At 62.2% G+C, this 14,585-nt stretch carries 13 protein-coding genes; 2 read left to right on the top strand and 11 right to left on the bottom strand.

The window, feature by feature from the left end; genetic code table 11:
• Nucleotides 1–90: 90 nt before the first annotated feature.
• The 4 genes from AC5J09_RS19530 to cysG are packed head-to-tail and all read right to left on the bottom strand — an operon-like array spanning nt 91 to nt 4,082.
• Nucleotides 91–591 (bottom strand): DUF934 domain-containing protein, encoded by a 501-nt coding sequence (locus tag AC5J09_RS19530; protein WP_275598024.1) that lies wholly within the window; start codon nt 589–591, stop codon nt 91–93.
• A gap of 17 nt (nt 592–608) precedes the next feature.
• Complete coding sequence (locus tag AC5J09_RS19525) at nt 609–2,282, bottom strand: nitrite/sulfite reductase (protein WP_379940921.1); 1,674 nt, start codon at nt 2,280–2,282, stop codon at nt 609–611.
• Between the two features lie 14 nt (nt 2,283–2,296).
• Entirely contained in the window at nt 2,297–2,614 is a 318-nt protein-coding gene (locus tag AC5J09_RS19520) for a DUF2849 domain-containing protein (RefSeq protein ID WP_018097788.1), read from the bottom strand.
• A gap of 10 nt (nt 2,615–2,624) precedes the next feature.
• On the bottom strand, nt 2,625–4,082 hold the full coding sequence (cysG, locus tag AC5J09_RS19515; protein WP_494298274.1) for a siroheme synthase CysG: 1,458 nt from the start codon (nt 4,080–4,082) through the stop codon (nt 2,625–2,627).
• 222 nt (nt 4,083–4,304) lie between these two features.
• Between cysG and AC5J09_RS19510 the strand changes: the two genes are divergently transcribed.
• Together AC5J09_RS19510 and mazG are read left to right on the top strand one after the other, a co-directional pair.
• Complete coding sequence (locus AC5J09_RS19510) at nt 4,305–4,892, top strand: deaminase (protein ID WP_494298272.1); 588 nt, start codon at nt 4,305–4,307, stop codon at nt 4,890–4,892.
• Nucleotides 4,893–4,895: 3 nt separating this feature from the next.
• Complete coding sequence (gene mazG / locus AC5J09_RS19505) at nt 4,896–5,729, top strand: nucleoside triphosphate pyrophosphohydrolase (protein WP_324763311.1); 834 nt, start codon at nt 4,896–4,898, stop codon at nt 5,727–5,729.
• Nucleotides 5,730–6,099: 370 nt separating this feature from the next.
• On the opposite strand, the gene AC5J09_RS19500 is transcribed toward mazG, so the two are convergent.
• The 7 genes from AC5J09_RS19500 to ntrY form a co-directional block, all read right to left on the bottom strand.
• On the bottom strand, nt 6,100–6,390 hold the full coding sequence (locus AC5J09_RS19500) for a GIY-YIG nuclease family protein (RefSeq protein WP_494298925.1): 291 nt from the start codon (nt 6,388–6,390) through the stop codon (nt 6,100–6,102).
• A gap of 336 nt (nt 6,391–6,726) precedes the next feature.
• On the bottom strand, nt 6,727–8,124 hold the full coding sequence (gene hflX / locus AC5J09_RS19495) for a GTPase HflX (RefSeq protein WP_494298270.1): 1,398 nt from the start codon (nt 8,122–8,124) through the stop codon (nt 6,727–6,729).
• A 6-nt stretch (nt 8,125–8,130) separates the two neighbouring features.
• The gene (gene hfq / locus AC5J09_RS19490) at nt 8,131–8,373 is read right to left on the bottom strand and encodes an RNA chaperone Hfq (protein WP_003535434.1); all 243 of its coding nucleotides are present in this window, start codon (nt 8,371–8,373) and stop codon (nt 8,131–8,133) included.
• A 100-nt stretch (nt 8,374–8,473) separates the two neighbouring features.
• Nucleotides 8,474–9,337 carry a D-amino-acid transaminase gene (locus AC5J09_RS19485; RefSeq protein ID WP_494298268.1) on the bottom strand — a complete coding sequence of 288 codons (864 nt, stop codon included), beginning with the start codon at nt 9,335–9,337 and terminating at the stop codon, nt 8,474–8,476.
• A gap of 11 nt (nt 9,338–9,348) precedes the next feature.
• Complete coding sequence (trkA, locus tag AC5J09_RS19480) at nt 9,349–10,725, bottom strand: Trk system potassium transporter TrkA (protein WP_003535437.1); 1,377 nt, start codon at nt 10,723–10,725, stop codon at nt 9,349–9,351.
• Nucleotides 10,726–10,899: 174 nt separating this feature from the next.
• A complete protein-coding gene (gene ntrX / locus AC5J09_RS19475; protein WP_018097797.1) occupies nt 10,900–12,264 on the bottom strand; it encodes a two-component system response regulator NtrX in 1,365 nt (454 codons plus the stop codon).
• Nucleotides 12,254–14,569, bottom strand: a complete 2,316-nt coding sequence (gene ntrY, locus AC5J09_RS19470) for a two-component system sensor histidine kinase NtrY (RefSeq protein ID WP_018097798.1) — start codon at nt 14,567–14,569, stop codon at nt 12,254–12,256. The genes ntrX and ntrY overlap by 11 nt, the downstream gene beginning before the upstream one ends.
• Nucleotides 14,570–14,585 lie beyond the last annotated feature (16 nt).

Raw genomic sequence — 14,585 nt, 5'->3', positions numbered from 1 at the left:
CCAACCCATGCCGAATTGAAAGGAAATCCCTTCCAAATATAGTCGCTTTCGAGGATTTCGGCTTGCTTCACACTGTCGCGGCCGCGCCGCTCACGAGACGCGGCGCCAGCTGTAGGAATTGGCGTTGACGGACGGCTTTGCCGTCGGCTGGTAGTGGTTGGAAATGCCCGGCAGCCGGCCCTCCGAAAGCCGCTTGATCGCCGTGGCGTTGGTTACGGCGAAGCTGTCGACGCCGCAACGCAGCATAAGCGGGATCGGGTCGATCAGCACGTCTCCGACGGCGCGAATTTCGCCCTGGTAACCGAGCCGCGAACGCAGCAGCGAAGCATGGCTGAAGGACCGGCCGTCGCTGAAAGCCGGAAATGCCACCGCCACCAGCGCTATCCTTTCGAGATGGGGCTGAAGACGCATCACGTCGTCTGCGGGGTTGATCAGAACGCCAAGCTCCGAGGCATCGCTCTCCGCAACCGCAGCCAGGAAGGCGTCGATGTTCAGGATCGCCTTTTCGTTCGACCCGGCTTTGGTCTCGTCGGTTTCGATCACCCAGGGATCATCGTTCACGAAGCCCGTTTCTTTCCAGATTTTCGTCATCTTATGCTGTCCTTTGATCACGCCGCCGCCTGGGCACCGCCGCCATAGAGCGCGTCCTTGAAAGGCTGCGGCCCCACCCGGCGATAGGCTTCGAGGAAGGTCTCGGACTTGTCTCGGCGCAAGCCGAGATAGGTGTCGACGATCGTCTCCACCGCGTCGGTCACTCTTTCCGGCTCGAAGCCGCGGCCGATGATCTCGCCGATCGATGTATGTTCGTCACCGGAGCCGCCGAGCGTGATCTGATAGAGCTCCGCGCCCTTCTTCTCGACGCCCAGAAGACCGATATGGCCGACGTGATGATGCCCGCAGGCATTGATGCAGCCGGAGATCTTGATCTTGAGCTCGCCGATTTCGGCCTGCCGCTCGGGCGAGCCGAAACGGTTCGAAATCTCCTGCGCGACCGGAATCGAGCGTGCATTGGCAAGCGCACAGTAGTCGAGCCCCGGACAGGCAATGATGTCGGTGATCAGCCCCGCATTGGCGGTGGCGAGGCCGGCGGCGACCAGGGCGCGATAGACCGGCTCGAGGTCCGCCAGCGCCACATGCGGCAGGATCAGGTTCTGCTCGTGGCTGACGCGTATCTCGTCGAAGGCATATTCCTCGGCGATATCGGCGACCGCATCCATCTGTTCGTGGCTCGCGTCGCCCGGAATGCCGCCGATCGGCTTCAGCGAGATCGTTACCATGCCGTAATCGGGATGCTTGTGCGGCTGAACGTTCTGGTGCACCCAGCGTGCAAATTCCGCATCGGCCTTCTTCCAGCGGGCGAGACTGCCCCAGCCCTCGGGCCGATTCGGCAGCATCGCCGGCGCAAAATAAGCAGCAATTGCCTGAATATCCGCATCCGGCAGCTTCAGTTCCGTGTCCTTCAGATTGGCGAATTCGACCTCCACCTGACGGGCCAGTTCCTCGGCACCGGTTTCATGAACAAGGATCTTGATGCGCGCCTTGTACTTGTTGTCGCGGCGACCATGAAGGTTGTAAACGCGCATGATCGCGGTCGTGTAGGAAAGCAGATCTTCTTCCGGCAGGAAGTCGCGGATTTTCTTGGCGATCAGCGGCGTGCGGCCCTGCCCGCCGCCCACATAGACGGCAAAGCCGAGCTTGCCATTCTCGTCCTTCTTCAGGTGCAGGCCGATGTCATGCACCTGAATGGCAGCGCGGTCGCGCTCGGCGCCGGTCACCGCGATCTTGAACTTGCGCGGCAGGAACGAGAACTCCGGATGGACGCTCGACCATTGCCTGAGGATTTCGGCATAGGGGCGCGGATCGGCGACTTCGTCAGCCGCGGCACCGGCGAAATGGTCCGCCGTCACATTGCGAATGCAGTTGCCGGAGGTCTGCAGCGCGTGCATCTCCACGCTCGCCAGCTCCTGGAGGATATCAGGCGTGTCGGAAAGGCGCGGCCAGTTGTACTGGATGTTCTGGCGCGTGGTGAAATGTCCGTAGCCGCGGTCATATTTCCGGGCGATATGGGCGAGCATCCGCATCTGCCGGCTCGAGAGCGTACCATAGGGGATGGCGACGCGGAGCATATAGGCATGGAGCTGCAGATAGACGCCGTTCATCAGGCGCAGCGGCTTGAACGCATCCTCCGCAAGTTCACCGGACAGCCGCCGCTGGACCTGGTCGCGGAACTGCTCGACGCGTGCGGAAACGAAGGCGTGGTCGAATTCGTCGTAACGATACATGGCTTCTCAGGTCCTCAGGCAGCAACATTCTTTGGGCCTGCAAGCCCACTATATCCGGGAGCGTAGGGGATCGACGGCCCTTCGGCGCGGATCCGCTCACGCATGCGCAACGGCCGCAGCGTACCGTCGACTTCCTCGACGTCGACAACGTTGACGTCTACCACTTTATTCTCGTCGAACGAGCGCTTTCCGGTCGCCTCCAGGGCCGCGACGGCCTCCGCATGGCGAGCGACGAAGGCATCCTGCAACGACTCCACCCAATTGCCGGAAGCGTCGAGCCAGACGGAAATGCCATCCGCCAGACGGTTTGCCGTCAGAACCTTTTCCACCATCGCGTCGTCCTCAATTCCAAATCTGTTCGGTGCGTTTCGCTGAAACTTTGCCGGCACCGCTATACTTGATGCGGCCGGCCGCAAGCGGCTCGGAGCGTGCGAAATTCGCGCCCGCGACCGCTTCGCCGATGATCACCATGACCGGCCCGTCCAGTTCCGTGCGGGCCTCGAGGTCCGGCAGATCGCGGAGCGTACCGTGCAGGAGACGGCGCTCGGCACGGCTCGCATTCTCGATGACAGCGACGGTCGTGTCCTGCGGCAGACCGGCCTGCATGAGCCGCGAGGCGACGGAAGCCGCAACGGTACGGCCCATATAGACCGCAATCGTCGCGCCGGAAACGGCCAGTCGCGCCCAATCGGGAAGAACGCTGCCTGTCAAATCGTGGCCCGTCGTGAAAACCAGCGACGACGCCACGCCGCGCAGCGTCAGCGGCAGCTCGAAATCGGCGGCCGCGGCAAAGGCCGATGTGATCCCCGGCACCACCTCGTAGCTGATGCCGGCCTCACGCAGCGCCGCCATTTCCTCGCCTGCCCGGCCGTAGACCAGAGGGTCGCCGGATTTCAGCCGGACGACGCGCTTGCCTTCGCCGGCAAGCTTCACCAGCAACTGATTGATCTCGTCCTGCGACTTGGTATGGCAGCCCTTGCGCTTGCCGACCGAAAGCCGCTCGGCGTCGCGGCGGCCCATGTCGACGATCGCTTGCGGCACCAGCGCATCATAGACGATGGCGTCCGCTTCCATCATCACGCGCTGCGCCCGGAGCGTCAGCAGGTCTTCGGCGCCCGGGCCGGCGCCGACCAGCCACACATGGCCGGCCACACCGCCCGCGGCATCCAGAAGCTTCGAGGCCTCCCGGCGTGCGGATGCAAGATCGCCGACCGCGACGTGATCCGCCACGGGGCCTGAGAAGAAGCGCCGCCAGAAAACACGCCGCGCGACGCCGCGCGGCACGAGGCGGTCGACGGCGTCGCGATAGTTGGCTGCCAGAGAGGCAACGATACCCAGCGACGGCGACAGCAATTGATCGATCTGCGCGCGGATCATCTGAGCCAGAACCGGCCCTGCCCCTTCTGTGCCGATCGCAACTGCGACGGGCGCCCGGTTGACGAGTGCCGGCGTCAGGAAATCGCAATAGTCCGGCTGATCCACGGCATTTGCGGGGATTTTCCGCTCGCGGGCCGCAGTCACGACAACGCGGTCAAGCGCCGCATCTCCGGTCGCGGCAAAGACGAGGACGGCGCCTTCCACCTGATGAGCCCCAAAGGGTTCGCGCACGGTCTCGATATTGTTGGCATCCAGAAAAGCTTCGAATGCCGGTTCCGGCCGATCCGCATAGGCGACGATGCGCGCCTCGGTGTTCAGCAGCAACCGCACCTTGGCGAAGGCCTCATCCCCATTGCCGAACACCGCCACGCTTTTCTGCGCGACGCGAAAGAATGCCGGAAAGACGGACAATTTCTGCGACATGACGAGGGGACGGCTCCTTTTGCAGGCTGCGGCGAATATCCCCTATAGGCCGCAACAATTGAAGGAACAGAAATTTCAATGCTTTTCCGGTCACGTATTGTTTTGCTCGACAGCCGATCTTTTTGAGCAAATATCTCCGGAGCCCTGAACCACCGGTGGTTCGGCCATTGCGCCGATCGGCTGACCTCCGTTAAATGCCGGCTCAAAGCAGGAGACCGAGACATGAAACAAACCCGACTGGCAGAGCGCCTGCTGACCGTCATCGAAGAGGACATACTGCCGCTCACCGAGAAGGGCGTAGCCGACGGCAACAAGGTGTTCGGCGCCGCTATCCTGCGCAAGTCCGATCTGTCGCTGGTACTGGCCGAAACCAATAACGAGACCGAGAATCCGCTGTGGCATGGCGAGGTGCACACGCTCAAGCGCTTCTACGAGATGGCCGAGACGCCGGACACGCGCGAGCTGATCTTCCTGTCGACGCATGAGCCCTGCTCCATGTGTCTCTCGGCGATCACCTGGGCAGGTTTCGATAACTTCTACTACTTCTTCAGCCACGAGGATTCGCGCGACAGCTTCGCTATTCCGCATGACCTGAAAATCCTGAAGGAGGTCTTCCGCCTCGAACCGGGCGGCTACGCCCGGCAGAATGCATTCTGGAAATCGGCGTCCATCGCGGCACTGATGCAGGAGACCGATCCGGAAACGCGGCAGCGGCTCACCGGCCAGGACGCCCGCATCCGGGCACGCTACGATCGTCTGTCCGATACCTATCAGGCGAGCAAAGACACCAACGCCATACCGCTGAACTGAGCCATGGAAGCTTCCCGCGACATTCAACGTCTGCTCGACATCATGGCCGCGCTCCGCGATCCGGAGACGGGCTGCCCTTGGGACGTCGTGCAGACGTTCGATACGATCCGGCCTTATACGATCGAAGAGGCCTACGAGGTCGCAGACGCGATCGAGCGCCATGACATGGACGACCTGTGCGACGAACTCGGGGACCTTCTGCTGCAGGTGGTGTTTCACGCACGCATGGCCGAGGAAGCCGGCGCGTTTTCCTTCGGCGACGTCGTCGAAGCCATCACGCGGAAGATGATCCGCCGCCATCCGCATGTCTTCGCCCGCTCCGACGCCGATACCGCCGAGGCGGTGAAGCTGCAATGGGACGAGATCAAGCAGGCCGAGAAAGCCGACCGGCGGCAACGGCGCCTGCAGCGCGGCGTGTCGCAAGAGGAGCATGCCGGCCATCTCGGCTCGATCCAGCGCAGCTTTCCGGCGTTGGTCGAGGCGCTGAAGCTGCAGGAACGGGCGGCAAAGGTCGGCTTCGACTGGTCCGAGCCGGAGCCGATCCTCGACAAGGTCGAGGAGGAAATCGGCGAGCTGCGGCAGGCACTGAAGGACGGTGACCGGGGGAAGGTCGCGGACGAGCTCGGCGACCTGATCTTCGCGCTCGTCAATATCGGCCGCCATGTCGGCACCGATCCGGAAATGGCGCTGCGCGGCACCAATACCAAGTTCCGGCGCCGCTTCGGCCACATCGAAAAGGAACTGGAAGCCGGAGGCGAAACGCTCGACGCGGCATCGCTGGAGCGCATGGAAGAACTCTGGCAGGCGGCGAAGGCTATCGAAAGGCAGCTGACCTAGGCTTGCGGCGCTATCCGCTGCGTCATTGCCGTTCCTTGTATCTGCCTGTTGAGGAATCCAGCCAGGCCAAGTCATTGGACTGGAAAGACTCTTTCGCGCCGCAGACGCGGCGCTGCTGGATCCCTGTGACGAGCACAGGGATGAGGGTGGAAGGGGTGCGGTCCTTCAGAAAACTTCTCACAGCCCGTGCGATAGTGGACGAAGGTTTCCGTCACACCCGTGCCCTCCTCATTCCTGTGCTTGTCACAGGAATCCAGCCAGACCAAGTCCTTGGGCTGGAAAGACTCTTCCGCGCCGCAGACGCGGCGCTGCTGGATCCCTGTGACGAGCACAGGGATGAGGTGGAGAGGGTGCGGTCCCTCGGCGCGCTTCATAAACCGTGAAGATAGTGAGAGATATCTTCCCATTCCGGGTTCAATTCTTCTATCAACTGAAGCTTCCACTTCCTCGGCCATTTCTTCATCGTCTTCTCCCGCATGATGGCGGAAGTCAGCAGGTCGAACTCCTCGAACCACACCAAGGTCTTCACGCCGTATCTGGACGTGAACCCAGGCGTCAGATCGTTCTGGTGCTCCAGGAGGCGGCGCGGCAGGTCCCGGGTCACGCCCGTGTACAGCGTCCCGTTGCGCTTCGATGCGAGAATGTAGACGTAACCCTTCATTGCGTGAAAGGTTGACCATTCCCTCGCATATTCGCAAGCGCAAGTTGTAGCGCCCAAACCTCCCCGGCCCTCATTCCTGTGCTTGTCACAGGAATCCAGCCGGACCAAGTCATTGGACTGGAAGGACTCTTCCGCGCCGCAGACGCGGCGCTGCTGGATCCCTGTGACGAGCACAGGGATGAGGTGGAGAGGGTGCGGTCCCTCGGCGCGCTTCATTGCGCCGCAGACGCGGCGCTGCTCTCATCCCTGTGACGAGCACAGGGATGAGGGAAGGCCCTCGAAAAACTTCTCATAGGCCGTGCGGGAAATCAGGGAATGGCGCAACACGCCAGGATGCTACCAATCCTCTTGGACGGCCTTCGGGCCGTTGCCCAGCCGTCTCTCGAGCTCGGTGGCCTCTCCCTCCGTCAGACGGAGATCCAGGCTCACGCGCCCATCTTCGAGATCTTCGCGGCCGTCGACGATCGCATGCTGGTAAACCCAGGGCAGCAACTGTAGCTGATCGAGACCCAGAACGACGGTGCACTCGGTCATGACGCCCGAAAGACGCCTGCCTATTTCAGCGAGAAGATCGTCCACACCTTCGCCGGTCATGGCCGAGACGGCGACCGTGTTGTCGGCGCTCGCGGCCTTCTTCACCAGCGCTTCGCGCACTTCCGGCTCGACCTTGTCGATCTTGTTCCAAACCTCGACAATGCGCTCGGCCCCCTCCTTCTCGTCAATACCGAGATCGGCCAGGATGCGCAGCACGTCGCTTGCCTGCGCCTGATTATCCGGATCGGACAGATCGCGCACATGCAGGACCAGGTCGGCCTCGAGTACCTCTTCCAGCGTCGCCCGGAAGGCGGCGACCAGATGCGTCGGCAGATCGGAAATGAATCCGACGGTGTCGGAGAGGATGACCATACGCCCATGCGGCAGTTTCAGCCGCCTCAGCGTCGGATCCAGCGTCGCGAAGAGCATGTCCTCGGCGAGCACACCGGCCCCGGTCATCCGATTGAAAAGCGTCGATTTGCCCGCGTTCGTATAGCCTACCAGCGCGACGATCGGATGCGGCACCTTCTTGCGCTTCGACCGATGAAGCTGGCGCGTGCGCCGCACCTGCTCCAACTCGCGCTCCAGTTTGACGATCCTGTCCTGCAGCAGCCGGCGGTCGGCCTCGATCTGCGTTTCGCCGGGCCCGCCCATGAAACCCGCGCCGCCACGCTGCCGTTCGAGGTGCGTCCAGCTGCGAACCAGGCGACCCTTCTGATAATTGAGATGTGCAAGATCGACCTGCAGCGTGCCCTCCCTGGTGGAGGCGCGCCGGCCGAAGATTTCCAGAATGAGGCCGGTGCGGTCGATGACCTTGGCGTTCCATTCCTTCTCGAGATTGCGCTGCTGGACGGGCGTCAGCGGGTGATCGACGATCACGAGCCCCGCATCCTTATCGCTCAGAACGTGGCCGATCTCCTCGATCTTGCCGGTGCCGAGCAGCGTGCCCGGTTTCGGCTGGGCGACGGGAACGATCATGCCGTGAACGACGTCGAGGTCGATGGCGAGCGCCAGGCCCGTCGCCTCCTCCAGCCGGCTTTCGTCCGAACGCGTGGCGGGCTGCGCAACGATGTCGGCAGACGCCTTCCCGGTTTTTTTCAGGATCGGAACGATGACGACGGCACGCGAATCATCACGGAGCGTCTCGAGCTCCGGAATGATCGACGACGATTTTAAATCACGCTTGGTAATGTTCCTCACACCCCGTCAGGAGGCAGCTTCCTCATTCTCGAACATCTGCAACGGCTGGCCCGGCATGATCGTCGAGATGGCGTGCTTGTAGACGAGCTGAGAATGACCGTCGCGGCGCAACAGCACACAGAAATTGTCAAACGATGTTACGACACCCGTCAGCTTGACGCCGTTGATGAGGAAAATGGTCAAAGAAATCTTTTGCTTGCGGACCGTGTTGAGAAAGAGATCCTGCAAGTTTTGAGAACGTTCCGCCATCGCGCCGCTTCTTTCTTATTTGCCGGCGTTCTTGCGCCGGTGCATTTTGTTAATTCTTAAGGTGTCACGTACGATCCCGGCACCTCCGCAGGGTTTGGTATCAAATCACCGTCTTTTCCGCAATGTCGAAAAAGGCCTCGCGAATATTCTGTGCTATGCTTCCCGGATGACCGTTGCCGATTGTCTTTCCGTCCACGGAAACGACGGGAAAGCAGATGCTGGTAGCAGCGGTGATGAAGACCTCCCGCGCCGCGAGCATTTCTTCCACGGAGAAGGCCTTTTCCTCGATCCTGAGGCCCAGCGGCTTGGCTACGTCCATCAGGGTGGTGCGGGTCACGCCGCGCAGAATGCCGTTCTCCGCCGGGCGGGTGCGTAACGTCCCTTCACGGTCCACGATCCAAACATTCGTCGCCGCCCCCTCTTTGACCGTGCCGTCCACGTCGACGAAGATCGCCTCCTGTGCGCCGGCTTCCTTCGCCCGCTGACGGGCAAGCACATTCGGGAGAAGGCCGACGCTCTTGATGTCGACGCGGTTCCACCGGTTCTCCGGCACCGTTATCGCAGATATGCCCTCGGCATTCTTCCGGGCGATCGCCCCGGGGTCCGTGCGCTTGGCGGTGACGACGATCGACGGCGGCGTGTCCGCATCAGGGAAAACATGATCCCGCCGCCCGACGCCGCGGGTCACCTGCAGATAGAAGAGCCCGTTTCGGACCCGGTTTCGGCGCAGCACCTCCCGGATGACATGGATCAGCGCCGCACGGCTCATCGGCCAGCCTATCCTGAGCTCGCCCAGGGATCGCCCAAGGCGATCGAGGTGCCGGGTCAGGTCGATGATGAAGCCGTGGCGCACCTCGCAGACCTCGTAGACGCCGTCGGCAAACTGGTAACCGCGATCCTCGACGTGAATGGCGGCTTCGGCGTGCTGGACGTAAGTGCCGTTGACATAGGCGATTCTCGGCATGGCTGAGGCCCTCAGAAATATTGAATGCTGACGCGGAAGAGCTGTTCGACATCGCGGACGGTCTCGGCGGCCGCGAGGAGGACCACGCGGTCCTTCGCCTTGATCCGCGTGTTGCCGTCCGGGCGCACATAGGCTTTGTCGCGATAGAGCGCGCCAATGCGGATACCCTCCGGCAATTCGAGCTCGCGCAGCGCCTTGCCGACCAGCGGAGAGGTTTCGAGCGCCTCGGCCTCGATCACCTCGGCCATGCCGTTCTGCACTGCATAGACCGACCGGATGCGGCCTTTTCGCACGTGCTGCAGCACACGCGAGATGGTGACGGCGCGCGGATTGATATAGGCATCGACACCGGCGGCGCCGGCGAAGTCCTGATAGGCGGGTTCGTTGATCAGCACGAGGGTCGACTTCGCTCCCAGCCTCCTGGCAAGCATGCTTCCGAGGATGTTGATCTGATCGTTATTCGTCAGCGCGACGACGAGATCCGCCTCCTGGACATCCGCTTGCGCCAGGATCCGCTGGTCCATGGCCGAGCCGTGGAGGACCACCGTGCTGTTGAGCTTGTCGGCGACGAGCACGGCGCGGTCGCGGTCGTTTTCGACGAGTTTCACCCGCATGCGCGGCTGCTGTTCCTCGATCGTTCGGGCGACGAAATAGCCGATATTGCCGGCGCCGAGGATGATGATCCGCCGCGCCTCCTGTTCTTCATGGCCGAAGAGCGCCAGCGTGCGGCGGGCATGGTCGCGGTCGCAGACCACGTAGGCGAGATCGCCGGTCTTCAACTGGTCGGAGGAATGCGGAACTATCAGCTTGCCATCCCGGAAGATACCGGTGACGGTCGCGTGCAGATCGGGAAAGAGCTCGCTCAATTGCTGCAGCGGCGTGTCGACGACGGGGCAGTCTTCCATACATTCGATCGCAACCATCGCGATCCGATCATCCGCGAAGCGCACCACGTCTGTGGCACCGGGAAAGGAAATGCGGCGAAGCACGAGCCTCCCTACCTCGATTTCCGGAGAGATCGTCACGTCGATCGGGACGTTCTCGCGCGAAAAGAGGTCGGAATATTCGGGCGCCAGATAGCTCTGCGCGCGGATGCGGGCGACCTTGGTCGGTACGTTGAAAATCGCATGCGCTACTTCGCAGGCGACGATGTTGACTTCATCGTACAGCGTTACCGCGATGAGCATGTCGGCCTGATCGGCGCCCGCCTTCGCCAGTACATCCGGATGCGCCCCGTGGCCGACGTAACCGCGCACGTCCAGCGTCTCGGTTATGTAGGCAATCAGCGCGGCCGACGTATCGATCACCGAAACGTCGTTATTCTCGCGCGACAGCCGCTCGGCGATGCCGTAGCCGACCTGCCCTGCCCCGCATATGATCACCTTCATTGCTATTCCTTACGTCTGGGACGGATCTGCAGATGGCTCTAGAGCACTTCCAGCAAAAGTGTGTAACGGTTTTCCGTCCGGAAGTCGTTGGATCAAAGGGTCGGAGCGTTTCAGTGTCTCCATGAAACATTGAAATGCTCGAGATGGGGCGAAATACGCCCCTTCCGTTTTCAATTACACGCCCAACGACTTCAGCTTGCGATGAAGGGCGGAGCGCTCCATTCCCACGAATTCCGCAGTGCGCGAGATATTTCCGCCGAAGCGGTTGATCTGGGCGATCAGATAATCGCGTTCGAACATCTCGCGAGCCTCCCGCAGCGGCAAGGTCATGATGTGCTGATCGCTTTGCGCCGAAATCTTCGGCAGGGTGTCCCCCACCTCGTTCGGCAGCATGTCGGCGGTGATCGGCGTATCGGGACCGTCGCTGCGCGCAAGGATCATCAGGCGCTCGATGTTGTTGCGCAACTGGCGGATATTGCCGGGCCAATCATGCGCCTGCAGCACGGCCAGCGCATCCTCGCCTATCTTGCGGGGGCGGATGCCGGCCTGTTCGCTTACCTGTCGCATGAACATGTCGACCAGGAAAGGGATGTCCTCGCGCCGCTCCGCAAGAGCGGGAACGCGCACCGGAATGACGGCAAGCCGGTGATACAGGTCCTCGCGGAAAAGGCCTTCGGTGATCATGTTCTCGAGATTGTAGGCGGTCGAGGAGATGATGCGGACATCGACCTTGACGCGCTTGGAGCCGCCGACCCGCTCGAACTGCTGATCGACGAGGACGCGCAGGATCTTGTTCTGCGTTTCGCGCGGCATTTCGCCGACCTCGTCCAGGTAGAGGATGCCCCCATGGGCCTCCTCGAGCGCACCGGTTCGACGCGGCTGCCCCGCAGTTCCTTCGGTACCGAAAAGCGCGATCTCCATTCTGTCGGGCGTGATCGCAGCCGCATTGAGAGCGACGAAAGGACCGTTGGCACGCGCGGACTTACGATGGATCATCCGCGCGACCAGTTCCTTGCCGGAGCCGGACGGTCCCTGGATCATGATGCGGCTGTTGGTCGGTGCCACTTTCTCGATCATCTGGCGCAGCTGCGACACGGCAACCGAGGTTCCGATCAGCTCCACCGGATCGCCCGACTTCCTTTTCAGCTCGGAGACTTCGCGCTTGAGCTTGGAATTCTCGAGCGCCCGCTCGGCGATCAGGATCAGCCGGTCGGCCTTGAACGGCTTCTCGATGAAATCATAGGCTCCGCGCTTGATCGCGGAGACGGCGGTTTCGATGTTGCCGTGACCCGAGATCATCACCACCGGCAAGTCGGGGTGGCGGTTCTTGATCTCGTCGAGCAGTGCCAAACCGTCGAGCTTGCTTCCCTGCATCCAGATGTCCAGGAAGATCAGGCGTGGCACACGGTCGTTGATCGCCGCGAGCGCGCTCTCGCTGTCGAAAGCGGTCCGCGTTTCATGGCCCTCGTCCGACAGGATTCCCGAGACGATCTCGCGAATATCCTCCTCGTCATCCACAACCAGAATATCAGCCGCCATTGGTATTACCCTTATCCTTTAAATTATCTTCGCCCCCGGTCTCGCCGGCAGGCGGCAGAACCACCCGGATCATCGCCCCGGCGCCGCCGTCGAAGTCCGGCGGTGCGTCGTGCAGTTCCAGTTGCCCGCCGTGGTCCTCGATGATCTTCTTGACGATAGCGAGGCCGAGACCGGTGCCCTTATCCCGCATCGTCATGTACGGCTCCAGAATTCGGTGCCGGTTCTCGGTCGGAAGCCCCTTGCCGTTGTCGATGACGTCGACCACGAACCGGCCGGTGGTATCATCGCGACGGGATCGGATGAGGACCTTCGGCGCGCCTCGCGACGTTCCCGCGGGCACGGCTTCGATCGCCTCCACCGCGTTCTTCACGAGATTGCCGAACGCCTGACCCAGCATGCGGCCGTCGAACTGCCCCTCGAGCGGTTCGTCGCCGAAATCGCGGACGAAGTTGATGTGGGTGTTGCCCATCTCGCGCAGGAATACGGCGTCCTTCAGGATCGCCCGCAGGTCGGACTTCTCCTTCGTCGGCTTCGGCATGCGCGCAAAGGCGGAGAATTCGTCGACCATCCGGCCGATGTCCTCGACCTGGCGCACGATCGTTTCGGTGCATTGGTCGAAGACCGCACGATCCTCCTGGTCGATCTGCCTGCCGTAGCGGCGTTTCAGCCTCTCGGCCGAGAGCTGGATCGGCGTCAGCGGGTTCTTGATCTCGTGCGCAATGCGTCGAGCGACGTCCGCCCAGGCGGTGGAGCGCTGCGCGATTACCAGATCCGTGATGTCGTCGACGGTGATGACATAGGAGCCATGCGATTCGTCGCCCTCCTCCCGCGTCACCTGAACATTCATCGTGCGCTCGGTGCCGCCGCGCATGATGTTGATCTGCTTGCGGTAATCGTTGCGGTAGCGGCTCTCGGCCTCAACCAGAACCGCTTCGATTTCCGGGGCCACGTCGCTCAGATTCGCGCCGATGAGCTCCGGCGCCGCCTTTTTCAGCATCCCCTCCGAAGACGGATTGAAGATGGTGATCCGTCGATCCCTGCCGACGCCGATGACCGCTGCCGTCACGCCGGAGAGCACTGCCTCGATAAAGCGGCGGCGTTGGTCGACCTCGTCCTTCGCCACCAGGATCTGATCCTGCTGGGTCCGAATTTCGCTCACCATCTTATTGAACGTGCGCGACAGGTTGCCGACGTCGCCGTCGACTGCACGCACGGGAACGACGACGTCGAGATTGCCTGAAGCGACGCTGTCGGCCGCGCCGATCAGTTGCCGGATCGGCCGGACGATGCGGTCGGCGACCGCAATGGCCGTCCAGATCGCCGCCAGCAGCACGATCAGGGCAAAACCGATGTAAAGGACGCCGAAGGCGATCTGCAGGGAGGTACGCCCGGCCTCGAGCGTCTTGTATTCCGCAGTGTTCTCTTCCATCAGCCGCATCGATCGCATGACTTCCGGATCGACGTTTCTGACGGTGTAGAGATAGGTGCCCGGAATGTTTTCGAGCGGAATGACCGCCCCCACCAGGTTGGTCACGCCCGGGGGGATAAGTGTCGGCTGGCCGGCAATGGTGCTTTTCAGTGCATCCTGCGGGATCGCCGGAAGCGGACGATCGGTCGAAATATTGGCCTGGAGTATGGCGCTGCCGTCGGCGCGCACGAGGAATGCGCCGAGCATGCCGCGCCCCCTCGCCTGCCGTGTCATCAGCTCGACGAAGCCGGTACGGTCGAGGCTATAGAGCTGGCGATTGCGCTCCAGGTCGTTGGCCATCGACACCGTCTGACCCTGAAGGTAGCTGGCATTCTCGAGGACATAGGCCTGCGCGACGTTCAGGGAGGAACGGACGATCGCCTGCGTACGCAGCGAGAACCAGCGATCGAGGCCGACATCGAGGGTAATGCTGGCGAAGATCGCGACGAGGATCGCCGGCGTGATTGCGACGATCGAGAAGAGCGCGACGATGCGCACGTGCAGACGCGCTGCGGCCCTTCCCTTGCTGCGCGCCCTGAGCAGCCTGAATATCTCGCGTGCGATGAGATAGATCAGGCCCACGACGAAGAGTCCGTTGATGCCGGCGCAGGCGATCACGATGTTTCTCTCGGGACGGATCGGGGTCAGGCCGAGAAGAACGAGCAGCGACAAGGTGGCGCAGATCAGGGCGCCGGTGGCGAGCATAAGCCCCGGCAAGGCGAACGAGGCTCGCCGATCCTGGGCAGCAGTGACTCCGTCCTCCGTGCCCAATGGCAAGGCCATTCCATCCACCATGAAAAGTGCTACCCCCAACCGGCGTACCGACGACACCGGCATACGCCTGCGTCCCGGA

This window comes from Sinorhizobium sp. (assembly GCF_059070375.1).
The sequence above is the reverse complement of the archived record's forward strand: the minus strand, read 5'-3'. Positions and strand labels throughout refer to the sequence as shown.